General features: G+C 50.5%; 14 protein-coding genes and 2 pseudogenes. 10 read left to right on the top strand and 6 right to left on the bottom strand.

What is annotated here, in order from left to right; translation table 11 throughout:
* The first annotated feature begins 314 nt into the window (after positions 1 to 314).
* The 7 genes from PCH01S_RS15475 to PCH01S_RS15445 all read left to right on the top strand — a co-directional run bounded on the left by PCH01S_RS15475 (position 315) and on the right by PCH01S_RS15445 (position 16426).
* Entirely contained in the window at positions 315 to 1781 is a 1467-nt protein-coding gene (locus PCH01S_RS15475; RefSeq protein WP_053228726.1) for an exonuclease/endonuclease/phosphatase family protein, read from the top strand.
* Positions 1778 to 6349 carry a DUF6603 domain-containing protein gene (locus tag PCH01S_RS15470; RefSeq protein WP_042230758.1) on the top strand — a complete coding sequence of 1524 codons (4572 nt, stop codon included), beginning with the start codon at positions 1778 to 1780 and terminating at the stop codon, positions 6347 to 6349. The genes PCH01S_RS15475 and PCH01S_RS15470 overlap by 4 nt, the downstream gene beginning before the upstream one ends.
* Entirely contained in the window at positions 6342 to 8720 is a 2379-nt protein-coding gene (locus PCH01S_RS15465) for a hypothetical protein (protein WP_053228725.1), read from the top strand. Before PCH01S_RS15470 ends, PCH01S_RS15465 begins: the two co-directional genes overlap by 8 nt.
* A complete protein-coding gene (locus tag PCH01S_RS15460; protein ID WP_042230756.1) occupies positions 8720 to 12535 on the top strand; it encodes a hypothetical protein in 3816 nt (1271 codons plus the stop codon). The genes PCH01S_RS15465 and PCH01S_RS15460 overlap by 1 nt, the downstream gene beginning before the upstream one ends.
* The gene (locus PCH01S_RS15455; protein WP_042230754.1) at positions 12522 to 13997 is read left to right on the top strand and encodes a hypothetical protein; all 1476 of its coding nucleotides are present in this window, start codon (positions 12522 to 12524) and stop codon (positions 13995 to 13997) included. The genes PCH01S_RS15460 and PCH01S_RS15455 overlap by 14 nt, the downstream gene beginning before the upstream one ends.
* 552 nt (positions 13998 to 14549) lie before the next feature.
* On the top strand, positions 14550 to 15140 hold the full coding sequence (locus PCH01S_RS15450; RefSeq protein WP_042230752.1) for a TetR/AcrR family transcriptional regulator: 591 nt from the start codon (positions 14550 to 14552) through the stop codon (positions 15138 to 15140).
* A 62-nt stretch (positions 15141 to 15202) separates the two neighbouring features.
* Entirely contained in the window at positions 15203 to 16426 is a 1224-nt protein-coding gene (locus tag PCH01S_RS15445) for an MFS transporter (protein ID WP_042230750.1), read from the top strand.
* Positions 16427 to 16727: 301 nt separating this feature from the next.
* Here PCH01S_RS15445 and PCH01S_RS15440 read toward each other — a convergent pair whose 3' ends face one another.
* From PCH01S_RS15440 to PCH01S_RS29830, 4 genes and pseudogenes are all read right to left on the bottom strand, one after another.
* On the bottom strand, positions 16728 to 17522 hold the full coding sequence (locus PCH01S_RS15440) for an SDR family NAD(P)-dependent oxidoreductase (protein ID WP_042230748.1): 795 nt from the start codon (positions 17520 to 17522) through the stop codon (positions 16728 to 16730).
* A gap of 298 nt (positions 17523 to 17820) precedes the next feature.
* Positions 17821 to 18129: pseudogene (locus PCH01S_RS15435) on the bottom strand (winged helix-turn-helix transcriptional regulator); the annotation flags it as partial.
* 16 nt (positions 18130 to 18145) lie between these two features.
* Positions 18146 to 19105 (bottom strand): TIGR03571 family LLM class oxidoreductase, encoded by a 960-nt coding sequence (locus tag PCH01S_RS15430; protein ID WP_042230746.1) that lies wholly within the window; start codon positions 19103 to 19105, stop codon positions 18146 to 18148.
* 16 nt (positions 19106 to 19121) lie between these two features.
* Positions 19122 to 19532, bottom strand: a pseudogene (locus PCH01S_RS29830) (MFS transporter); the annotation flags it as partial.
* 384 nt (positions 19533 to 19916) lie between these two features.
* On the opposite strand from PCH01S_RS29830, the gene PCH01S_RS15420 reads away from it, so the two are divergent.
* Together PCH01S_RS15420 and PCH01S_RS15415 are read left to right on the top strand one after the other, a co-directional pair.
* Positions 19917 to 20759 carry an aldo/keto reductase gene (locus tag PCH01S_RS15420; RefSeq protein ID WP_042230745.1) on the top strand — a complete coding sequence of 281 codons (843 nt, stop codon included), beginning with the start codon at positions 19917 to 19919 and terminating at the stop codon, positions 20757 to 20759.
* Positions 20760 to 21061: 302 nt separating this feature from the next.
* A complete protein-coding gene (locus PCH01S_RS15415) occupies positions 21062 to 22072 on the top strand; it encodes an aldo/keto reductase (RefSeq protein WP_042230742.1) in 1011 nt (336 codons plus the stop codon).
* A gap of 113 nt (positions 22073 to 22185) precedes the next feature.
* Here PCH01S_RS15415 and PCH01S_RS15410 read toward each other — a convergent pair whose 3' ends face one another.
* Both PCH01S_RS15410 and PCH01S_RS30460 read right to left on the bottom strand, forming a co-directional pair.
* Complete coding sequence (locus tag PCH01S_RS15410; protein ID WP_053228723.1) at positions 22186 to 23907, bottom strand: leucine-rich repeat domain-containing protein; 1722 nt, start codon at positions 23905 to 23907, stop codon at positions 22186 to 22188.
* An 11-nt stretch (positions 23908 to 23918) separates the two neighbouring features.
* A complete protein-coding gene (locus tag PCH01S_RS30460; RefSeq protein ID WP_129112471.1) occupies positions 23919 to 24140 on the bottom strand; it encodes a hypothetical protein in 222 nt (73 codons plus the stop codon).
* A gap of 154 nt (positions 24141 to 24294) precedes the next feature.
* On the opposite strand from PCH01S_RS30460, the gene PCH01S_RS15405 reads away from it, so the two are divergent.
* Positions 24295 to 24585, top strand: coding sequence for a hypothetical protein (locus PCH01S_RS15405; protein WP_042230740.1), 291 nt, complete (start codon positions 24295 to 24297; stop codon positions 24583 to 24585).
* The last annotated feature ends 401 nt before the right edge of the window (positions 24586 to 24986 follow it).

The raw sequence follows: 24986 nt of genomic DNA, 5'->3' as shown, positions 1-24986 counted from the left end.
ATTTATCATACCTATCGGTTAAATTTTCGCGTGTGGATGAATGGTATATGATGAGAAGGATTTTCTCGATAGTCCGAGACTGCTTTTTTTTGCAGTCTCTTTTTTTGCTTTTCGCCCAGCTAAAAGTTCGTTCGGTTCAAGACTTATTAATAGATCAAAGAGAATAGAATAAAGCGACAACTATCGCTATTTTCATACAAATTTCAATTATTTTCGATAAAAAATGGTATTCAATTCCTGGAAAATTTTATATGATCAATTAGCGGTCTTTGGAATCATTTGGGCCAGCCTTACGGAGAGCGGGGAGACCGGGCGTGTCGCATTCATTGAAGCTGTTGTCATGGAACATTGAGAAGTTTAATGCGGATAAAATGAATGATGATTTTTTTATCAAATATGTCGCGCGGGTCATCCGGCTTATGGAGATCGATGTCGCAGGCATAATGGAAATCGTCGGCTGGATCGGCAATGAAGTATGCACCGCCATTGTCAATGAATTGAACCAGCAGGAGCAGCAAAAGGCGACCGGCGTCGTGTGGAGCGGGCAAGCGAGCGAGATGACGCCGAGCGCGCCGAACGAGCAGTATGTATTTGTGTGGAAGTTGGGCTTGTTCAGCTCCGTGGAGTGGAAGCTGTGGAACGTGCTCGGCGAGAACGCGTTCGATACGTTTTTCGCAACCAACAATATTACCGATGAAGACGAGAAGTTCCAGGTGACTCAAAGCCTGGCTAAAAACGGATGGATGAACGACTCATTTATGGTGCCTTATAGCGCTTATAGCAAGCTGGTAGCCGATCCGCAAAATTTGGATTGCACAAAAAAAAATCCGACGCTTAATTTGACCGCTCAACAAAAGCTGGATTTGTCGGCCATTCTCACGGCTTATGCTCCGGAGACCTTTCCGTATCCGAGGTCGCGGCCGCCGTTCATCTTGCGGGTAACGACGGCGGATACAAACACGGTCATTACATTTGTTCTTTTCCATGCGCCCGGCCCGAGCGATTCGTCGCCGATCACGGCCAGCAATCAGATTAGTTTAATCGACCCGGTTATCCAGGCGGATGTAGGCGTCGTAATGGGCGATTTCAACGTCACCGAGGCATGGGCGAAAAGAACCTGGGCACTGCAATACTATAATTGGGATCTGGGAAGGCTTCGTTACGTACTGAACGACAGCGGCCAGTACATTTTTGCCGCGCCTTTCCAGCGTTTGTCCGGACCTGATTTCGCTTCCCATTCGACAACTCAACCGGCGCTGACGACGGTACAAAACTATAGTTTCCGGCTGCAGGACAATCTGACCAGTATGACCTCGGCGCTGGTGGCCCCGGATGCGATCGCCGACAGCACGGTGATGCAGTCCATATTGACCAGTCCGTATGATAAATTTTTTGTCCGTTCCGCTCAGACGGATCCATCCGATCCTTTTGTGTGCAATCTGGTTGATCTTACCACTCCGAAGGAAATATGGACCGGAACGATGGATACGGACAACAATCCGGTTAATGAAACCCGTTCAACGACGCCAAGCACGTATCAGCGGGATTTGAGCTCGCTGACGGCGGCTATCTACAATAATTGGTATAACCGTCATGCCGGTAAATCGACTAGCCTGAATTTGCAGCAGATTCCGAAGCTGAACGTAAGGCCCACCTCATTGCGGGAGGCGCAATATGCTTATTATTACGCCATCAGCGACCATATGCCGATCTGCATGGAGCTGAAGTACGAGGCGGATCCGCACTACGTCATGTCGGCGGAAGGAGTCGATTTCGAATGAGCTTGCTTGATACTTTGCTCGGCATGTACGACGCCGGAACGCAGCAGTTGAATCTGAATATGACGGCGCTGGGCGCATGGACGGCTCCTTTGGCGCAATCGTCCGGAAGCGGAGCGTGGCAGTTCAGCGGTGTCGCACAGTCTCCGTCCGAACAGGCGGGGACGATTATCTTTGCGGCGTCCGGCTTGAAGCTTACGGGAACGACACCGCTGATCCTGTTTCCGGCCCAACAGTTTTCGTCTATTCAATGCGCCATTTATAACGCGGAGACAAGCCCGGTTTTTGTTGTATCCGCTTTCGCTTCATCGAATTGGAATTTGGCTAATTCCTTCCCGGGCTTGCAAGGAACATTTTGGGAGGAGCTTGCGGTCAAAACGGACGATGCGTCCCGATTGCCCCGTCTGCTGCTTGCTTCGGGCACGGTTGTGGAACCAAGCCTTAATCGCAGCTTGTCTGCGGGCGTGTCCTTCTTTGCGGTGTTCGATGAGACGCAGGGGCTGTTCGCTCCAGCTTCGTGGATAGTCGGTCCGGCTCCCGTCGGCTTTGGCGCCATTGTGCCGGCGGCGGGGCTTGGCACTAGTCTGGATATAGGTTTAGAAATATCCACCTCCACGAACGGCTTCCCGGGTATTTTCAACAATTTGCAAATACCGCTTGCCGCCTCGCTATCGTTCGATCCCGCCGATCAGGACGCAACGCCCGGTTTGCGTTTTTCCGCCCAGTTAAGCTGGGGAGGGAAGCAGCAGACGCTGAGCGCCGTGCTGCCATCCGAATCGGGGGGGACGGTAGAAATCGGACTGACCGGACAACTGGCGCTTCCCGGACAAGCGGAGCTTGCCGATTATTTTGGCGGGACAAGCATTACTTCCTATTTGCCGGATCCGTTCAAAAAAGCTATGAACAGCATTTGCATAAGCGGTTTGTATTTAGGAGTCGGTCTCGGGTCAAAAAAGCTGGAATACGCGAAAGTGACGATATCGGCCTTTACAGATACTTCTCTTGATATTATCGAGGACTATATTGAAATCGAAAATATTGCGGTGTCGGTCACAGTCAACGATCCGTTCGGCAGCCCGTCGGCAGCATACCGCATGACCGGAGGATTGGATATCGGAGGCATAGAGCTGGATGTTGCCGCCGATCTGGTGCCTACGATCATGTCGCAGGTTCTGTCGGTCAGCGTCGATCTGGCACAGGGGGAACAGCTGAATTTGACCGCGATCGCGGAGAAGTTCGGACTGCCCTCGGGAGCTCCGAGCGTCATGCTGACCGAGTTCCATATGGGAGGATCAACGGACGGCACGTTTTATGTGGGCGCTTCTTTGGAAGAAATACCGACCGGCAGCGGGCAGCAGGCTTTCGTTCTGAGCGACCTGATATTTGAACTAGACTACAGCAGCCAGGCGGAGCCGGCCACTACATTCAGTATGACGGGATCGATGACGATTGCCGGGGTAGACGCGGTCCTGTCGCTGACTGCAGGGAACGGCTGGGAAATTCAAGGGCAGACGGGTATGGATACGCCAATCCCTATCGGGACGCTCATAGAAGATTTCGGAAATCGGTATGGACTTACATTCCCGAATCCGGTATCCAGTCTCGAGCTGCAAAATGTTGCGTTTACTTATGCGAAGACGGCCGGAGCTGCGCAGGGCAGTTTCTCGTTCAGCTGCGAGGGAACCTTTACAATCGATACCGCTCCGGTATCTGTCGCCGTCACGATCGACATGGAGCCGGATGCGACCGGGAACGGCTATCACTCGACATTCGGCGGAACGATAACGATCGGCTCGCTAACGTTCGCTTTGATCTTTGATACCGACAATATGCAGTCGGACATTTTCACCGCTACCTTCAGCGCCAGCGGCGATTTGCCTTCATCTATTTCTATTTATGAGCTTGTTTATGCTCTTTCGCCTGAAGCGGCTTCTGTCGTTCCGCAAGATTTGGAAGTGGAACTGAAGGACGTGAAGTTTATCTACTACAAGGATGCTAGCGGATCAAAATATGCGCTGGGCCTTGATTTGTCTGCTTCCTTCAGCTTGAGCGATTTGCCGCTTATCGGCAGCGATATGAGCGGAACGGATGCGTTCAAGGTGAACGATCTTCAGTTTCTATATGCGTCCCAGCCGTTCGCGGCCGCAGAAGCCGGAGCGGTGAACGCACTGCTCCCGCAAGGAGTTTATCCGCTGCCGTCCGCCGGCTTTGGCTCCGGTATGACCGTCGGAACCGAACTGCAATGGGGCGGGCAAACACAGACGTTCATGCTGGCTATGGGATCAACCTCCGCCACCCGCACGCCCGCGATGAGAAGTTATGGCGCAGTGGGCAGCGTATCCGATTCAACGACATCGGCATCCGCGCAATGGTTAAGCATCCAGCGCTCGTTCGGTCCGGTTGCTTTGAACCGGATTGGAGTCAGCTATCAGAATGGCCTGCTCTGGTTTTTGCTTGACGGTTCGCTGTCGGCGTTCGGGCTGACCATTACGCTAAGCGGAATGGGCTTTGGTTCTCCGTTATCGGCGTTCGAGCCGCAATTCTCGCTTCTCGGGCTCGGATTTGATTTGAAGGAAGGACCGCTGGAGATCGGCGGTGCTTTTTCCGAGGTATCGCCTGCGCCGGACGGCACCGCTTTTTCCTATGAAGGCGGCGTCGTAATAGAAACGGAACGTTTCTCTATAGAGGGGATCGGCTCCTATGCCCAACTGACGGACGGACAGCCTTCCATGTTTGTATTTGCCACGGCCAGCGCGCCGCTTGGCGGACCGCCGGCGCTGTTTGTGACGGGCTTGTCTGCCGGTTTTGGATATAACAGCTCCATGACGATGCCTGCGCCGGAGCAGGTGGCGGATTTTCCTTTGATGGCTCTGGCAGGGGGAGGGACGCCGCCGCCGCTCCTTGGGCTGTTGGCTGAGCTTGACGGAACTGCGGATTACGCGCCGGGTAAGCGGCAAGCTTGGATCGTTCCAAGTAGCGGCGACTCCTGGCTCGCCGCCGGCATCTCTTTTCAATCCTTTGGGCTTATTCAGAGCCAAGCGCTTTTGCTGGGGAAATTCGGTAGCGATCTGGAATTTGCGCTGCTCGGAACATCCATGTTGCGTCTTCCAAAATCCGGCGATACGGTGTACGCTCAGGCGGAACTTGAGCTGCAAGCGATATGGAAGCCGTCGAGCGGATTTTTCGGCCTTACTGCCTTGCTGACCCCGGATTCGTTCGTGCTGGATCCGAGCTGTCATTTGACAGGGGGCTTTGCCTTTTACTTATGGTATGACGGACCGAACGCCGGGCAATTTGTAGCGACATTAGGAGGCTATCATCCGGCGTTTCAGCCGCCATCCTATTACCCGTCAGTCCCGCGGCTTGGTATCAATTGGGCGCTCAGCGATCAGTTTCAAATCGAGGGGGATGCTTATTTTGCCATAACGCCGGGGGCGATTATGACGGGGGGAGCGCTCAAAGCGCTGTATCATGACGGCAATCTGAAGGCATGGTTCACCGCCAATGCCGATATGCTGATTACATTCAATCCATTCAGCTTTCAAGCGGATATTAGCGTAAGCATAGGAGCGTTTTACCGGATTAATCTGTTGTTTACGAGCAAAACGATCAGTGCGGAGCTTGGAGCGTCGCTGGAGCTGTGGGGGCCGCCGACCGGGGGGAAAGCCCGTGTTCACTGGTGGATTATCTCATTTACGATCGATTTCGGAGCGGATGCCAATGCCGCTCAGAACGACCCGCTTGCTTGGGAGCAGTTCAAGCCGCTTCTTCCGGCGCTCGACAGCGTTGTGACCATAAAAGCGGCGGGAGGGCTTGCGCAGAGCCCGGCTGCCGGAACGAACGGAAGCGGCTCGAAGCTGGACGATTCGGACCTTGGCTGGCTCGTACGGGCCGGAACATTTAGCTTTACTACGCAAACTGCGTTTCCGGCAAGCCATTATGCGGCCGGTTCGAGCCTTGCGGCTATCCCGGACCCTGCCTATCCGAACGGATATTCCGTTCAGGTCCGGCCGATGAATACGACGGACGTGTCGGCTTTACATCAAATTGTCATTGAACAGGGCGGCAGCGAGATCGACTTGTCAGGCTGGACGCTTGCGCCATACGGCTCGAACTTGCCGTCGGCGCTATGGGGAGAGCCGCTTAAAGATGCGGCCGGACAGTTTGTGCTTAACCCGCAGGTGCCGAACGCCGATACGGTGGCGAATGTGCCTTCCGGGTTAGCGGTTTCTCCTCCGCAGACGGAGCTCGGAGCTTCCCGCTCGGCGCTATCCGGCGAACTGCTCGCTTTTGAGGATTTATCGCCGCAGGGTGAAATGCCGCTTGCTTTGTCTGTTGAGGCGGAGCCGCTCTATGTTCCGGTATTCGCCGAGGATACGCCGGATTCAATAGCAGCCATTATGGGAACTGCGATGCAAAATAGGAACAGCATTTATGAAGTGTTAAGCGGATTGCAGATTTATACGGGCAGCAACGGTTCGCTTGCAGGGCTCGCTTCGCAGGCGGACAGCTTGTACTGCGATTCCCCGCTGCAGGTTGCCGCCGCAGGAAGGAGCAGGCGAGATGGCTGACAGTTTGCCGATTGGAGATATTCGATTTTACGACAATAAGATACCGGGGCTGGAAGCCGGCACCTATATGGTGACGGTAAGCCACCAAATCGAAGGGCTGGGATTGTCGGCAGCGGAGCAGCAGCAGTTAACGGCTGTGCAGTCGTTCACGGTGTCTGGTCCGCAATTTGCGCTTGACGCATCGGAAATCCACAGCGTCGTGCCGCCCGCGACCGCATCGGGTGATTTCGGTGGCGAGTTGCCGCATATTGTGCTGAACGAGCCTATTCTTCCGTGGGAGAGGAGCATGAGCGCGGTCGGAACGCCGTGGCTCGGCTTGCTTGTTTTCAAAGAGGGGGAATTGCTTCCGGGCGATCCCGACGCGACGGATGCCGCGACCTGCGCCATCCGGACGACTGCAGGCGATTTTATGGCCTTGCAGGGAAGCGGAGATATTCTGATACCCCCTGGTCTTGTAAAAGATCCGGCTGTTCCGGACAGTCTTCCTTGCCGGTATATCCAGATGAGCAAAGAGCAATTTCAGGCGATGACGCCTTACGCTGCCGAGCTTCCCTACTTGGCGCATGTGAGGGAGATCAACGCCGGGGATAAGGCTTCAGCGGGGGATGACGGCTGGTATGGCGTCGTCGTTGCGAACCGACTCGTGGCGTCCGATCAGGACGGCGGGAATTATACCGTTCATCTCGTGTCGTTCGAGGGGATGGAAAGCATGATGGCGGCGGAAGCCACTATTGCACAGCCAGCCGTGGCGCTGTTATCGATGACTTCCTGGTCGTTCCGCTGCCTGTCGTCAGACGGCGAAAACTTTGGAGGGCTTGCGGCGGGAATTACGCAGGGCGGCATGTCCGGCGGAGAGTACAATCCGGATCTGCTCTGGCTGCGCCATCCGCAAGCCGGTCAAGTGACGGCCGGCGATGCCGCCCATACCGAAGCGGCAAACCGGCTGATGAACGGCTACGTGGCGCTGCCGTACCATACCCGCACCGGCGAGGATACTTTTGCATGGTATCGGGGGCCATTGGCTCCGGCGGTGCCGGCAACGCTTGCCAAAAGCACACCGTTTCTGTCGTCGGACGCCGCTTTGATCTATGATGCAGGCAACGGCCTGTTCGATTGCTCGCTTGCTTCCGCTTGGGAGATCGGCCGATTTATGGCGCTTGCCGACGAAAGCTTCGGACGCACGCTCCTCCAGTACCGGCAGCAGAGCACGGGACTTACGCAAAAGCTGTATGCGCATGCGGAGGCTCACGGGCTAACGGAAGCCGGCGATTTGCAAAAGCTTGCACATCCCGGAGCTGTCAAGCATTCGTGGCTGGACACGCTTGCAAAAGATCTTGGACGGCTGATAGGAAGGAAGCATTCTGCGGAATCCGCGGAATCTGAGCAAGCATCCGCTCCGGCGGCATCCGGCGCTGTCCGCAAGCGGGCGGAATCTCCGTCTTCGGACCGGACAGCCTCATTGCGCCGGTTCATGCAGCAGGAGGATATTCGTCAAATGGCGCGTGACGGCGCATCGGAGCCGCTGCAAGCGGCAGCGGCTTGGATTGCCCGCAAAGTGCTGCTGGAGAATGTGCCGTTCGGTCATTTGGTTCCTATAGAATCGATGCTGCCGCCGGAATCCATTCGCTTCTTTTATATGGATATGAATTGGATGGATGCGATGCTTGACGGGATGATGTCCGTTGCGATGCAATCCCGTCTAGATACGCTCGCTTATCAGCTTGACAAAGAAGCAATCGTAGCGGCTGTTAAGAGCAATTTGGAAAGCTACGGGATCGGGCTTCAGGGGGACGGAGCCGATCCGGGTCCAGACGGGGAGACGCGTGTAGCGGGCTTTCTACTCCGATCCGCCCTAGTATCGGGCTGGCCCGGAATGTCGGTGCGCGCATTCGATGCCCAGGGCAATCCGTTAAAGCTTCTTCGTCTCTCCCGGCTTTCTTCCGGCATAATGCTCGCATTGTTCTGGGGGGTGCCGTCCAGTCTGGCGTTCAGTGAGCCTCAGGAAGGTTTACGCTTCGGTATAGACGATGCCGGCTCCCTTGATTTGCGCAGCCTTTCAACTACTAACGCGCAATATCCGTTCGGCAGCGAACTTGGCATCCATTTGCCGTTGTCCGGGGATTATTTGCGGAACGGGGAGTATTTGAATATGAATCCGGACGATTCGAATGGACTTGTCCAGTCCGTCGCCGGGCTGATATCTCAGAAGCTGGCGGAAGGGGCGCTTGCTATAAGCCCGTCCGATCTGGCGCTGCAGCTGGTTAAGGCGCCGGAGCGGCAAATATTTGTGCCTGATAGCTCGGCTTTCGCCTTGCCGGAAAACGGCAAGCAGGAGCGGGAGACAGGCCGTAACCAAGGAGGGAACGATTAATGGCCGATCCGATTGTGCTTGTGCCAATGGAAGTAAGCGCCTTGTCGGCGAACGCATATGTGCTGCAAAATCAGCCGTTCCGCCGATGGGAGGAGACATACGGCAATATTGCTCAATTTGACAGCGCGGAGCCGGGACCAACCGACGTGACGGGCGGATTCGGAAGCTCCAGCACGGGTGTTTATTTGCATTGGAAGCTGCCGGATGCTTGGACGCACGGGTGCCAGCAGCCCGATTCGCAACAGGTGGAGTATCCGCTAACTCCGAACCGCTGGCTTATCGTACGGCTAAGCGGCCCGCTGGCCGCAAGAACGGCATCCGCTTTCGTTGTGGAAAGCGACGCCCCCGGAACGGCCGATTCCAGTGTCTGGCTGTTCGATCCCGACATTGTGTCCGCATGGGAGGGTAGCGCCGATCCGCTGCGTCAGCAGGCAGGCAGCGCTTTGAGCGGTGCGGGACCTTTTATAACGGGCATGCTTGGAAGGTCCTTTCAATTGGCGGACTGGAAGGAGCAGGGAATTGAGCAATTGTTCGTGACAGCCGTTGCTCCGGGCAACCATCTGTTTAACGCTTATCAAAGCCATTGCCGCCAAGTTTTTTCATTTTACGATGCGCTTGCAGACGTCACGGAGCCTGACAGTACGCTCAGCTACTTGGTAGCCGGATGGTATTCCAATTCAGCCTCGGACCCGGTCGCTTCTTGTTTGAATGGGCAAACGGGGGATGAAGCGGAGCAGCTTCTGTCGGCGCTGTTGTCCGACTATGGCTGGTCGCTTGATAGAGCCGAGGGCGATCCGCTTCCGACGGGAACGGTCTGCCATGGCATGGTATACGGGGTGGATTGGCAGCCTCAAGGCACGATGCAGACGGTAAAAGACCGCTTTACGGCCGCAGGCGGGTCGATCAGCGTTGCGGTGGGAAATACGTCCATCGACGCTTTTGCCGCTATGATCGGGCAGCAGCTTCAGTCGCTGTCCGCAGAGGGCAATGCGGAGGCGGCGCAAATATTAGCGGAGCAGCCGAATGCAGCCGCACTGCTTGAAGCGTTCCAGTATAACTTGCTGCACTTGGCCGACAGCGGAGATTGGGCCGGGCTTGATTACCGGATTCGGCAGGAGTGGTTCGGCTCAAAAGCCGGGGGTTACCGTTGGACAATCGTTGATATTGCCGCGTCGGATTCCGGAACGGGCGAAGGCGTGCACGACGAGAGCTGGCTGACCGGGCTGAATGCGGATCAAGCCGCTTTCGACGCGGCTCGTCTTCAATTGCACGATGCACAGTGGGAGCTGTACGCGACATGGTGGAAGGAGGGGCGTTTTGCTACTTATCCCGGTTTTGCGCAGCCTTCCGGCGTTACTCAGGACCAATTTGCGATGGCGCTCGCAGCGGAAAACGATCCTTCGTACAATCCGGATCAGCCGCCCGGGCCGGCCAATATATACAGCGTGCCGAAAAAAGTGCTGGATTTGGCGAATCTTCTTAGCGGCACACTTGCTCCAAAGGTGCCTCAACCGGTATATGCGGATGCTGCCACTACGCCTGATGACGCGTTTCAGGCCGGTATCGCCGTTTTTGAGCAGCAATTGAGAGCGCAGGGCCTGCTGGCGCAAAATCGCGGGCTTAAAGCTGCGGCAGAGCCGAGATTTTGGCAAGCGCAAGATCCCGTCGTTCTGATTTCGGGAGCCGGCAATACGGCGGAGATTCCGCAGGCCGGCAGCCAACTCCCGTGCCGAATGACTGCACAAACGATTGCCGGGCTTCAGAATGGCGGGACCGTTATTCCGGCCTCGTCAATTGCCGGATTGCCGGCTTTTCCGGCTTCGGCTGGAAATTTGGCGGAGATGCTGCAAGGCGCTTATAGTTCGGCTGATTTTGCCGCGGCGGTGTCGGCAGCAGCAGGGGCCTTGTTTACCGAGTGGCTTTTGTGCGATCCCGACAATGCGGCATCCATTTCCGTCACCTATCCGGCGTTTACAAGAGAAAGGCTGGCCGAGCACAACCCATCCGATTTTGAAGGAGGGCTTCCAGCGCTGCTGCCGGAACAATGGTCGCAGCCATGGAATCCGTTCATGCTGAAATGGGTCGCGCAATGGTATCCGCTTCCTTCCGGCGGCAGCAACTGGACCTTTCAAGGGACGGATTACGCTTATACAGGAGGAAGCCAGAAGCTGACTCCCCAGGCGATAGGCGGGGATTGTCTGCTTACGCCTCAAACGGCGTTCTTGTTCAAGAACCGGCTAATGCAAGCGGCCGCCGCGAGCGGCGATCCCGCCGATGCGTCGCTAGGGCAGCTTGCCGATTTGATCGGGGAAGCGGAACAGTGGGATTTCATCTCCCAGCGCCTTAGCGGCTTCGGGGATCAGCTGTCGCTGCGCGATTCGCGAACGAATCAAGCGCCGGCTGCCGATGTTGCCTTTACGTTCGACGACGGCACGACACACACGCTCGCCGAGCTGACCGGCAATCAATTCGACAGTCTGCCGCTTATTCTGGATACAGGCGGCACGACACCGTTTCAGGCCGTCCGGCAAGGACAGTTCTGTTTTTCTTATTTAGCGTTGTACGACGCTTTCGGTCAGGTGCTAGAAGTCGTGGGCGATTCCGGCCTGACGAGCTCGTCGCTGTTCGCGCCTGTTGTGGCAGAAGGTCTGAAGCCAGACACTCCGGTCGTGCAGGCCAATCCGCAGCGTTTTCTCCAATTGCCGCCTCGGCTGCTTCAGCCGTCGCGTCTTGATTTCCGCATGGTCGATGCGAACAATCCAGACCAGCCGACCGATCTGGATTCTGGTGCCAATCCGGTTGCCGGCTGGCTGATTGCGAACCATTTGGACGGATCGGTAGCTATTTATGGCGCGAATGGGGATGCGATCGGCGCAGTCAGCCAAAAAATTGGTGCGCATGGTGCGCCGATTCTGAGTTTGGCATTTGCTCCGGATGGCGGCTATCAGTCGCTTGCCGAACTGACGGAGGCTTCTCCGCAGCTGGCCGCGATGCTGCAGGGGTTGCTTGCGCAGAGCGCAGCCGCCTTTGAAGATTTTCTGGAAGCGATCGACAATACGCTCTGGACGGTCGATCCCGCCTCGGTCGGCTTGGACGAAAGTTTGGGCATTTTGTCCGGCAAGCCGCTTGCCCTTGTCCGCGCAGGCATGCAGCTTTCTTTGGCGGATCAGCCTCTTGGCGATACTAGCTGGGCGGCTACGTTCTATCCGCCGGTACCGGATTTCGTCGTCCAGCCGTTCGAGGTGAGGCTGGGCGATTCGGCCCTTCGCGAAGATGGACTCGTCGGTTACTTTTTGAACGGATCGTTTGATTCGTTCTATTGCGTGCAGCCGCCTGCCGAGGCGGACGGGTATTTGATTGCAATCGGGCAAGGGCAGTATATCCCGCTTCGTTTCGACGGCAAGACAAGCGCAGACCTGCTCATGCTCGTCGATCCGATGTCGGCCGTCCACGCTTTTACCGGCATTCTTCCCGCCCAGCCGGTCAAATTGGACCGGCGTTTCTTCGATACGGCTTTAGACCGGCTTTCCGTCCGATTACCGGTAGGGCCGATGCTGACGGCGGTGGGGCCCAATCCTCAGCCCATATCGGCTCCGTCAATGCCCGCCAGCGCCGTCAAGATTCCGGTTCCGGTAGAACGGGGGAGTTCGTGGACCTGGATGGAGCTTGCGGCGGCGGACGAGGTAACGATACAGAGGCTTGCAGTGACTGATACGGATGGGAGAGCGGTTATAGACGGCAGCGATCGCTCCTTGAGAGAAGGACAGATGGTCGTTCAATTGAAAAAGGAGGAAGAGAAGCATGAACGAAAATGAATATGGGGCAGTCACGGACGCTCCGGTATTGCTGACCTATACGATTATGACCGACCCGGCGCCGCTGTCGGCGAGCACGCCGACCTACAATTCTTACGGCACGATTACGGTGACGGTATCTCCCGCCGCAGCGAGCGTTTATTGCAAAGAAATAGATATTTATATTCCATCCGGCATCGTCAGCCAGACGGATCAATTCGTCGCTTCCGCCGACAGCAGTAATTGGCAGACGCATGTGGGGAAGGAGGTTCCGGGAGATCGGGTCGGGCTTAATCCCCGTCTCAGCTATGTGCAAGTTAAATTTATGTGCAAATCGCCGGAGTTCTATTTGTTTACCAGTCCGGTCAATCTGACCGTAGGGATACAGCAATTGACGCAGCAGCCGGGATGGATCGGAAGTCTCGGCCTGACCGAAATGTCGACAAACGATTCGAGCCAGCCCTACATTTTGCGGTCGATGACATTTGGGGTTTCGGTTGGCGCGGCTCTGTTGTTTGCGCGCAACTTCACGGCAAGCGCAGCTGACGGAGGAGCCTCCCCGGCGGGCGTTTTTACGAACGGTCAGCCGATCCAGCTAAGCTGGGAAAGCAACGGAACCGAATTCCAAATTTTTGAGGCTGCCGGCTCCGGTCCGCTGTATACCGGTACGGATAATTCCTTCAAGCTGTCTTCGGGACTCGCGAAGACGACGACCTTCATTTTGGCTGCCAGCCAAACCGATCTCCGAGCCGAAACGCAGTATATTTACGATAGCGTTACCGTTGTCATTTCGAATGAAGATTCAACCCCTCATTCCGTTACGGCAGCCGGTACAGTATCGGGTGCATTAGTGGAATCGACAGGGGAAATGTTCGCTCAAGGCAAGTTTACCGGCAGCGGGGGAGCCAGCTTGGAAGGCCAAATAGACGTGAACGGCAATTTGACTATGACGGGTCCCGCGCATCTGAACGGCCCCTTGAACGTAGAGGGGGGTATCCAATGCAACGGGAATGCCCTACTCGGTGATACGTCTATAAACGGAACACTATCGGCGACCAATACGGCGGCCTTTCAGTCCGTTATCGTTTCAGGCCTGCTCGGCTTGAGGGGCGGCAGCAATATATTCGGCGTTCCTATGTCTCTGTCGAGTGATAATGTCGCTTATATCGCTCATACAGACGGCTATGCAATAGCGACCATCACCCCTCCGGCCGGGGATGTTTCCTCGACGATTTCGACTTGCATCGTTACTTTGCAGGCCTCAATAGCAGGGGGGATTCCATATGAAGTGTCTGCAACAGGTGGCGTGGCGACCGCATACAACTCCGCATGGACAACGGTCAATTGGTATAGTCCGAACAGCATTACGCTGCCTGTGCCGCAAGGATACAAATGGAAAATTACAGTCAACCAGTACAGCAAAAATGACAAAAATCCAACCGTATCGCTGTTTTGGATTCCGCTCGGAAACAATGAAGGTTAGGGTTGACAAGTATTGCCTGAAGCCCGTTATAAAGGAACTATATTATTCAGAAAGGAGGCCAATCGGACATGACGTATATCATTCAGACAAGAAATGCTGCCCAAGTCCCAATTGAATATCCCGTTCATTGTTCATTGGCCTCTACCGGCCCCTGCAAGAGACAGGCTAAGGTAGCGTTATTCCGATGCAACCGGAAGCCGCTCGGCCAGCCTTTTATTTTTGAAAGCAGAAGAAAATAAAGTTGTAGACTGAAAAGCTCTATACATTTTTTGTATAAATATAAAAAAGATGAGGATCTTACATCCTCATCTTTTTTTTGGAGGTTAAAATGGGTCCTACTCTCCAGAACATAGGTTAATAAGACCTGGACCATTTTTTGATAGGTGAGTTTTAAAAAAGCATCAATTCTCTTGAATGAGTATTAGACGTCCTGATATAAACCAACTTGGGTGGGATGACATGAACGTAAGCGGACTAGTCTTGACAAGCGAAAATAAATCCCTTATATTTTGATTAGACCGGACGGTCGGTTTGAAAAAGGGGGTGACGGGTATGACTAAATCTACGGACCATGGTGAACAGACAAAGCGCAACATTGCGGCCAAGGCGAAGGAGCTGTTTGAGCTGAAGGGCTATGCGGCAACCACGATGGACGAGATTCGGCAGTTATCGGGATCGAGCAAAGGGAGCATTTACCATCACTTTAAGAACAAGGAAGTGCTTTTTTTGTACATCCTTGAGCTGTCAATGCTTGAGTGGATCGGCAAGTGGCGCGAGATGGAGAAGCCGCTCGGTACGGCACGCGAGAAGTTGTACCGGCTTGCAGAGCATTACGCCGAGGATTTTCGGAATCCGCTACTGCGGGCTGCGGAAGAGTTTTCAGGAAGCGAAAACGGGGATCACGAGATTCGGAACAAGCTGCTGGAGCTGACACGAATGCACTACCCGATCTTTCAACAGCTGTTGGAGGAAGGAATGCAAAGCGGCGAGTTTCGACCGTTACCGCTTGAAGATCTAACTTTTATCCTATTCGGGCTATTTGGAGGCCTAAGTGTTTCGTATTACAACTACGACACCGATCGGATTATTGGCTTATATCGGAATGCGATCGACGTCTTGCTTCAAGGGATAGAGAAGCACTAATTTTTTTTGCCCAACAATTAGACCGGACGGTCGGTTTAGTACCGTCCTTAAGGGGATATGTTATGAAAGCATTGTTCGCCAACCGGGTATTCCGGATCGTGACGTTCGCTGACCTTCTGCAGCAGTTGGCGATCTGGATCCGAAATATCTCCCTGCTGTTCTACGTGATGGAGCAGACCGGCAGCGATCCAGTCGCCGTTTCCCTGCTGAACGTGATGGAATACGCGCCGATATTTCTGTTCTCTTTCATCGGCGGCGCCTTCGCCGACCGGTGGAATCCGAAGCGGACGATGATCGCCGGCGATCTGCTCAGTGCACTGTCGATAGGAGCCATTCTATTGTTCGTGCTCGGGGGTTCTTGGCAGGCCGTATTCGCCGCGACGGTCGTGTCGGCCATCGTCAGCCAATTCTCACAGCCTTCCTCGGCCGTCATGTTCAAGCGGCATGTGCCCGAGGAGCTGCTGGCGCCGGCAATCGGTATTTCTCAGGGGATCATGTCCTTGTTCATTATTGTAGGACCGGTCGTAGGGACGCTCATCTATTCGTCGCTCGGCCTGGCCTACTCGCTGGCCGTGATGATCGGGTTGTTCCTTACGGCGGCAGCCGTCCAGTTCTCCCTACCTCCCTCGCCGCGCTCGCCCGAACGGGGCGCCGTGCCGATTCTCGAGGATGTGAAGGAGGGGTTCCGCTATATCCGCAGCCATCGGAATTTGATTGTTATCGCGCTTACGTTTGCCTGTATCGGGCTTGGGTCTGGCTTGATCCAGCCGTTGGACATCTATATCGTGACCGAACGTCTTCAGCTCGACAAGGAAAGCGTCCAATGGTTCTATGCACTGTCCGGCGCCGGAATGCTGGTTGGGGGTGCGGCGGCAGCGATCCTCGGTCCGAAGATAAATCCGCGTGTCGTCATCTTCGCAGGCATCGCGTTCCTCTCGTTCTCCATCATCGTCGAGGCTCTATCCGTCTGGGTGTATCTAACGGCTTCCATGCGCTTCATGGTCGGCGTCATGACGGCGTTCATGCAAATCGTGCTCGGAGCTATTATGATGAAACTGGTTGAGGAAGCCTACATCGGGCGTGTGAACGGTACGATTACGCCACTGCTCATGGCCGGGACGCTGACCGGGTCCGCTCTGGCGGGTCCGCTCATGAAGTCGATTACGCTTGTTCCCGTCTATGGCCTGTCCGCAGCGATTATTCTGATTGCCGCCTTTGCGAGCCTCGGTATGAAATTGGAGGAGGCCGCAGCCAAAGTGGATCAATCCGGAGCCCATTCGGATTAAGCCGTGCTGCTCAAGCAGGAGCCGTAGTTCGTTTGTCACGATTGACTTGTCCAACAAGGTAATTCCACCATTGGTGAAAGAAAGCGATTCTGGAGCAGCACAAACTTGCACTTCACAAACGGCAGTCGGAACTGAGTCAAGCGTTCGATTATATCAATTATAAATTAAACGTGTATGAGACGATGGAAAAAGCCAACTCGTTAGAAAAGTGATATTGAGTGGTGGCGCATGCTTCGCTCCAATCAAAGCAAAGACAAAAATGGATTGAGGAATTTCCTCCATCCATTTTTAAAAGCGAATCCTAAAACACGCTGCGTACCAGTCCCCCGTCAATCCGGTAAGCAGATCCGTTAATGGCCGAGGAAAGAGGGCTGCTTAAGAAAGTAACAAGGTTGGCTATTTCTTCTGGCCGAATAAGCCTTTGGATGATCGATGTTGGCCGATTCTCTCTCATAAATCGTTTCTCAGCTTCTTCTGCTGTCATCTTTTCATTAGGATAGAGAGTATTTAACCAAGACTCCACTCCTTCAGTTAAAGTGGAACCCGGCATAACGGTATTGACCGTTACATTCGTTCCTTCGGTCAGTTCGGCTAAGCTCCGGGAAATCGAGAGCTGCATAGTCTTGGTTGCACTATAATGAGCCATTTCTTGTGAAGGCATGATGGCTGCCTCGCTGGCAATAAAGATGACTCGACCTTCTTTTTTCTCAATCATTCGGTTTAGATAGTGACGGGAGAGCCTGACACCACTCATAATGTTGACCTCGAAGAATCTAAACCAATCTTCATCCGGAATATCGAAGTATTCGGCAGCCTCGAATATGCCGAGGTTATTAATCAAAATGTCAACGTCTGCGAATTTCTCAATCACCTGTTGACATCCTTGCTCTGTACCCAAATCCGCGACTACGGATTCTAGTTTAGCGCCCGCATGCCGGTCTTGAATTTCATGGACCGTGTTCGTTACTTTTTCCTCACTGCGTCCATTAATAAGCACGGTGGCGCCTTCCGCCGCTAATGATGTGGCGATCGCTTTTCCGATTCCTGCTGTAGACCCCGTAACAAGTGCTATTTTTCCTTGCAAATGAAGTTGCACGCGTATTCCTCCAAAATTTTAATAGGAATAATTAACCGTAATAGTATTCATAGACTCGACTTTTTGAAAGGAAGTCTTGCAACGTTTCCTCTTCCTGTTTTGTTATCTCCAATTTTTGATCAAAAAATTCGATACTCATGGCTATCATCCCGTTTACTTAACCCAATAAACTGTATTAGGATGAAATTTTCTCTCTATTAGTCAAAGAAGCGGCTGGACCGACTTCAGAAATTTTCTTGTCAGAGAATTTTCTTTCTAATTCTTCTGTATTTAGTAACACCTCATCTCTACATGGATAATTATTATCGATGTGTCTCTCTCCCCATTTGCACAATGCGTCTAAAGTACCTGATAGGGTCTGTCCATACTCCGTTAGCGAGTATTCGACTCTAGGTGGAACTTGGTTATAAATTACTCTGCGAATGATGCCGTCATTCTCGAGTTCCCTTAATTGTTGTGTGAGCATTTTTTGTGTGATCCCAGGCATCAAGCGCTTTAGTTGCCCCGTTCGTCTTGTTCCCTTAGTCAAATAACACAAAATAACGACCTTCCATTTTCCACCGATTACCTCCAAAGTAGCTTCTACAGGAATATTATATTTAATCATATTGAATGCCTCCTTTTCAGACACGGATTTCATGGGGCGGGAAATGCGGCAATACGTATTCTCCCAGTTCATGAATGACCTCATCAGCTGGTCGAAGGCTGTCAAATAAAGCAAAAAAGAGATGATTCACTCCAATACTTTTATATAAATTAAGAAGCTCAATCAATTTATTGCGTCCGATATGAAAACCGAGCCGAATGGGGGTTGCATGTTCATCAGGGTTCTCCGCCAAATCAAGATGCATAGGCATACTGAAAGGCCGAAATGCGGATTGATTTTGGCGGGCAGCTGATTCTCGCCATGCATGGATAGCGTCTACCTGTCTTCCGGGTGCCTGTGGGTAATACATCCATCCGTCACCGTTCATGCCAATCCAATCCATATCTTGCTGGGCAAATCCGGTAATCATTGTAGGGATTCTGCGGTTTAGATTCGGTACGAGAGTCGCTTGTTCGATATCCCCGTAACGCGAGTTAATAGAAGGAAAAGACTCGTAAAGTGCCTTTTCAAGATAGGATAGTGCTTCTCGGAACTGAACGCCTCGACTCGGATGGTCGACTCCAAGTCCTTTGAAATCAGCCCGCCTGTCTCCTGAAGAAACCCCCATGATCAGCCTTTCGGGAAAAAGCGCTTCGATGGTGGCAACTTCTTTCGCCAGTCTTAAGGGATGGCGAAGAGGGAGTACCAACGCAGATGTCCCAAGAGCGATTTGTTTCGTCTGGCTAAGCAAATGTGTTCCGTAAATCAAACTATCATAAATTTGACCGACAGCAGGATCCCCGAAATTGGGATCCTCCAATATCACATCTCTGAGCCATAGTGTTGTAAATCCGTAGGTCTCAGCAGCTTGAGCTAACTCAATTTGACGGGCCATCGTCGGCGTTTCCATCCCATAGTTTTCTAATGGAATATGGAGGCCAAGCGTTAAATCACCTTCTTTGAAGGTTCTTTGGTAAGTTTGATGATGCTCAAACATGTGAACTCTCCTTCCATTATTTTTTTTCCAGTTTGGCGGAAATGCCTGTGAGTAGGATTGCCAGAATTACCATTAGCGCACCAATCCAAGGTGTATGCACCAGCCCCATGGAGCCGATGACAATCCCGCCGATGACCGAACCCAATGCAATACCGATGTTGAATGCTGCAATATTAAGCGCAGAAGCAACGTCTACAGCTGAAGGTACATATTTTTCGGCAAGTTGAACAATATATAACTGCAAACCGGGTACGTTCATGAAGGCAAGCAGACCCATTAAGATAACACCAATGACACCGGCCACTTTAAATGGTGCAAGAAATGACAATAGGATTAGAACTGCCGCTTGGATAACAAACATCCAGAATAACGCACGAATTGGATTTTTGTTGGCAAGCTTCCCTCCAATGGAGTTACCGAATGCAACAATTTATTCTGAATGGAAGTAAGCTGAACTCTTCTTCAGTCATGAATGCTAGTATAAGACTGTTAAATCGATCTGATAAGTACGTACTTTTAAGGTATATAGGTACTCAAAAGTGCCTACAAAAGAGGACGAGGTGTCGTAAACCTCAAAAGGATACAGGACATACATGGAGCATCTTTCATTTAAACAACTGATTACATGTGAAAATCATCACTTATACGTTTTTCAGTGGAAGCCGGATTGGAAAAGACAAGGGTACTTTTAAGTACCTATAGCACATATAAGTACGTACTTTTATTTTGATTTGACCTATTACATAATAGTTTTTGCCGGCACGGTTAGACAAAATTTTGGGTAGACAACTCGGTTTAGGAGGAATTTTCAATGATAAAGAATTTGCAGGATACAGTGACTCTACACAATGGTGTAAAAATGCCGGGTTTCGGCCTCGGAGTATTTAAAGTAGAAGAGGGTCCGGAGCTCATAAATGCCGTTAAAGTAGCCATCAAGCATGGTTACCGGAGTATTGATACAGCAGCGATTTATGGTAATGAAGAAGGAGTAGGCCAAGGCATCCGTGAAGGACTACAAGAGGCAGGTATCTCAAGAGAAGAGGTATTTGTCACTTCAAAAGTATGGAATGCTGACCTAGGATATGAATCGACAATCGCGGCTTATGAAACAAGCCTAAAAAAACTTGGGTTGGAGTATCTGGATCTATATCTCATTCATTGGCCTGTTGAAGGTAAATATAAAGAAGCATGGCGTGCATTAGAAACCCTATATAAAGAAGGGCGAGTAAAAGCGATTGGCGTAAGTAATTTCCAAATTCACCATCTTGAGAACTTGTTGAAGGACGCAGAAATTAAACCGGTAATCAACCAGGTGGAATGTCATCCGCGTTTAACTCAAAAAGAACTTCAAGCATTTGGTGAAAAACATGGCATCCAATTGGAAGCTTGGTCTCCATTAATGCAAGGCGAACTCTTAGACAATGAAGTTTTGACTGCCATTGCTGCGAAATATAAAAAATCCGTAGCCCAAGTGATTTTGCGCTGGGATGTTCAGAACGGCATTATTACGATTCCAAAATCGACCAAAGAGCATCGTATTGTAGAAAATGCTGCTATTTTTGACTTTGAACTAACCGCCGAAGATATGAAGCTCATTGATGAATTGAATGAAAATCACCGTGTAGGTCCAGACCCTGACAATTTTGATTTTTAATAGAAACGACAAGAACAACACTTATAGAAGCTGCACGAGCTGCGGTTTTTATAGGTGTTGTTTTCTGCGGATTGTTTCCAGGGATCTTCATAAAGTGACCGTGAAGCATTTAGCGGGTACTTTTTAGTTCCCATATTACTTCAAAGTGCGTACTTTTTTTATCTGTATGGATGCATCATAATCAATTTTGTCAGACGGTGAAAACATTTGTTGATTTAATCAGTCGTTGATTTCTATATCCATTCATACTGACTAATCAATATTCAAAATAGATTTATAACAAATTTTAGGAGGGAATCCTATTGAAAAATATACTGCAAGGAAAACTAGGTTTCGGTACTGCACCGTTAGGGAATATGTACCGTACGATCTCAGAAGAAGAAGCTGCGGCAACGGTAGATGCTGCTTGGGAAAGCGGCATTCGTTACTTTGACACAGCCCCATCCTATGGAGCTGGCTTGGCAGAGATTCGGCTTGGTGAAGCACTGTCGACTAAAAATCGTAATGATTACGTTATAAGTACGAAAGTAGGTCGAATCATTTCGGATGAACTAGAAGACCCATCTGCACGTGATTTCGGTGAAAAAACGGGGCTTTTCGAATTCGGCTGTAAAAATAAAATCATCAACGACTACAGCGCGGATGCGACCCTTCGCTCGATCGAACAGAGCTTGAAACGTTTAAAAACGGATCGTCTGGACATTGTCTATATTCATGATGTAGCACAGGACTTTTATGGCGACGAGTGGCTTTCGCAATTTGAAACGGCCCGAACTGGGGCATTCCGTGTGCTCACACGTTTACGTGAAGAAGGAGTCATTAAAGGATGGGGACTCGGAGTGAACCGGGTAGAACCCATTGAACTCATGCTGGACTTGGAAGAGGCGAAGCCAGATGTATCCTTGCTAGCTGGCCGTTATTCATTGTTAGACCATGAACGTGCGTTACAACGCGTGATGCCTGCAGCAGTAAAACATAACATGGACATTGTCGCCGGTGGTCCATATAGCTCAGGTGTTCTTGCTGGAGGTACCCACTTCGAATATCAAAAAGCGTCACCAGAAATTATTGCTAAAGTGGAGAAAATCAAAAATATTGCAGATCGTCATCAAATCAGCATCAAGGCCGCTGCATTACAATTTTCACTGGCCAACCCGGCAGTTGCTGCCGTTGTTCCTAGTGCTACTCGTCCTGAGCGAATTGCAGAGGACAAAGCCGCATTGAACACCGTGATCCCGGCAGCATTTTGGGAGGAAATGCGCGAGCAACAACTTGTGGCACCCAATGCACCACTACCAATCAACGTTAAATAATAAAGAAGAACAAAAAAACCGAAAGCGTGAGTTTATTGCTCACACTCTCGGTTTTTTTTTTTTTTTTTCATTTAGTCAGATCTTTTCTTGTTCTTTCTATTATATTTAGTCCCTTAATCAGAATCTTGTCTGATATCAACTGTTTTTGTATGCGAGTCCCAATTTACTTTTGCTCCAAATGTCTCACTTACCATTCTTGCAGGCACAAAAACAGATCCGTTAACGAGCCCTATGGCAGATTCCAGGAATATATCTTTGCCGTTTACTATGGCTTTATTCGAGCCTATTATTAATTTTAAAGAGATATCTAATTTTTGAGCCGTCACGGTTTCCGAGTTACTGTCCCAGGTTACATTAGCGCCCAGTGCTTCGAATATTTTTCTCATTGGAACATGGATAGAGCCAGATATGTTTTGCGGAGATTCGTCCTCTGAAAAATTTTGAACTTCATTATTGATCTTTACAAAAATCCGCTCACCGTAAGACACAGCCGCTCCATTTAATGCCCTGACTTTGAGTTTGCTGACGGATTCTTCATTTAACGGGTTGTTGGCGAAATAAATTTCCCAAATATCGGTTTGATTATCCAGAGGACTTATATCTAGGATTTGATTATTGACCAACGAAATCTTTCTTGGAGTTAATTGAGATAGCGCGGATATATCCGAAAGAGCATTGCCATCCAAAAACAAGACATCTAACATCTTCAGCGATTTAATCGGACTAAGATCAGTAAGTCGGTTATTGCTTAAATCAAGTTCATAGATCCCATTCTGAGCTTCTATTCCACGCAGATCACTAATTAAGTTTCCGTCCAGAGAAAGCAAGTTGAGTCGAGGCAGGCTCTTTAGAAACTGGAGCGAAGCTATTCCGTTTGATCCTAAATATAGTGAACGTAATTGGGGTAAGCTCCCCAAAGATTCCGGATCGGATATGGAGTTGCCATTAAGCGATAACAACCATAAATTTGGTAATTGAACAATAGGTTTAATATCTGAAATCCGATTATGATTGAGTTTTAATAACTCCAGTTTATTCGCATGAGATAAGGGAGAAACATCTGAAATCCGATTATTCGAAAGATCAAGATCCTGTAACTTGCCAAGTTTCTGAAGGCTGCTTATATCGGTTATTTGATTGTTTTCAAGCTGCAGCCACTTGAGATCCGGGTGATTTTCAAGAAAGTCTATATTGGAAATATGAAGTGAACCGATACTCAACAAAGTAAGCTTGGGAAAATGTTTGATGACACTTAAATCTTGAACCGGATTTCCGGTCAATTCGAGGCCAGTCAAATGCGTTAAGCTTTTTAGAGGGTTAATGTCTTTAACCCGGTTGTATTTAAGACCAATGAAATCAAGTTTGGACAGATTGCTTAAAGGCGAAATATCCGAGATTTGATTTTCTTGTAAATTAGTAGAAGCTAAATTTTTAAAATTGCGCATGGGAGATACATCCTGAATTTGATTCTTATAAGCGTTAAAGGCGGATAAGTTTTCAAGATTCTCTAAAGGTATCATGTTTTGTATCTCATTTTCAGATAGGTTAAGTACTTTTAAGCTGTTAAGATTTCTAAGAGAGCTTATGTCGGAAATATGGTTTTGACTAAGATTCAGATTAACTATAGAGCGAAGATTACTGAGAGCGTGAATATCACTGATTTGATTTTGCCACAAGTTAATCGTTTTCAAATCGGTTAATCCGCTTAAAGCATCGATGTTTTCAATTTTATTCTGTGCTAATTTGATTTCCACCAAATTTTTGGCATATTCTAAGCCATTTAACGTCGTAATCCCCTGCCAATCCGCAGGGCCTATTTTTTTGAGGCTTTCCATGTCTCCAACGGTTATTGGGCCTTCATTTTTATTGAGTTCATTTCTAATGACTTTTTCAAGGCAGAATCCTCAATCTTTACTTTAGAGGATTCTGCAAAAGTTTTTGTTGGCAAAAGTAAAACCAATGCAACTACCATACTAAATGAGAAAATGACAAACCTAGTTTTCTTCTTCAAATAATTCCCTCCAGTAATTAAAACATCATTTTCTTTTACCTGCTGAAAAATTTCCAACTATATACAGCCGGGTTTACTCGGTAGCATAAGTTCTAGTTGTGCACGCAGATCTCCTTCTGCAACGAAAATTAAATAATCTTTAAAAGTGGCAGCCGATCCAATGGGGGGATAATGAGATCGCCAGAGTAATTGGAGATTTGTCGACATTGCCGTGAAAGCGAAACGAATTGACTTTGACGGGAATGGAATTCAAGGGCTCAAGGAAATCTGGTTATCAATTCTTCTGGGAGAAAACAAAGCAGCGAACGGGCCGTTACGGTATGATTGGGAAGGCATCCAAAATATTGATGAGCGTCTGAAGTGGCTGGACAACAATGAAGTTGAATCGATTGTCGTTAGAAGAGCGCTTTTGGCCGACCCCGCATGGGCCCGGAGAATACACGAAGGACGGGTGGTTGAAATCCGTGCTTTTACTCCCGACTCTCTTCATACTTTGTTTTAACATAGATATGTTGATATGTTGCGTCACACAGTCGAAACTGCTATTCCACGGATAGAGCCTTCAGGCATTCCTTCCATTTTGGTTCTGTCTCGTAAAGGGGGGGATCATCTTAGACAATTGCCAACAGAGGAAGAGAAAAGAGTCTGGATTCATGGCTCTTTTCCACTTCCACAAAATGGTTGTTGCAAAAGACGTCGGTTGCTGGTAAAGTTACTTCTTGCCGGCAACAATGAAACACGCCGCGAAAAAAGAAATTCAAAAAAAAGCTTGCACAACTGAGCGTGACTATGTTATAGTATAAAAGTTGTCGCTGAGACAAACGCTAACGACGAAGACCACAAGGTCTTATGAGATTGTCCTTTGAAAACTGAACAACGAGTGATTGAAGCGTCTCGAGTAAT

The sequence above is a fragment of the Paenibacillus chitinolyticus NBRC 15660 genome (genome assembly GCF_000739915.1).
GTDB classification, from domain to species: domain Bacteria; phylum Bacillota; class Bacilli; order Paenibacillales; family NBRC-103111; genus Paenibacillus_F; species Paenibacillus_F chitinolyticus.
This window is presented reverse-complemented; position numbering and strand designations above follow the sequence as displayed.

Bases quoted from the DNA above. Each gene is read 5' to 3' on its own strand.
- PCH01S_RS15470 (WP_042230758.1), top strand. From the start codon at position 1,778: ATGAGCTTGCTTGATACTTTGCTCGGCATGTACGACGCCGGAACGCAG.
- PCH01S_RS15465 (WP_053228725.1), top strand. From the start codon at position 6,342: ATGGCTGACAGTTTGCCGATTGGAGATATTCGATTTTACGACAATAAG.
- PCH01S_RS15460 (WP_042230756.1), top strand. From the start codon at position 8,720: ATGGCCGATCCGATTGTGCTTGTGCCAATGGAAGTAAGCGCCTTGTCG.
- PCH01S_RS15455 (WP_042230754.1), top strand. From the start codon at position 12,522: ATGAACGAAAATGAATATGGGGCAGTCACGGACGCTCCGGTATTGCTG.
- PCH01S_RS15450 (WP_042230752.1), top strand. From the start codon at position 14,550: ATGACTAAATCTACGGACCATGGTGAACAGACAAAGCGCAACATTGCG.
- PCH01S_RS15445 (WP_042230750.1), top strand. From the start codon at position 15,203: ATGAAAGCATTGTTCGCCAACCGGGTATTCCGGATCGTGACGTTCGCT.
- PCH01S_RS15430 (WP_042230746.1), bottom strand. From the start codon at position 19,105: ATGTTTGAGCATCATCAAACTTACCAAAGAACCTTCAAAGAAGGTGAT.
- PCH01S_RS15420 (WP_042230745.1), top strand. From the start codon at position 19,917: ATGATAAAGAATTTGCAGGATACAGTGACTCTACACAATGGTGTAAAA.
- PCH01S_RS15410 (WP_053228723.1), bottom strand. From the start codon at position 23,907: ATGGAAAGCCTCAAAAAAATAGGCCCTGCGGATTGGCAGGGGATTACG.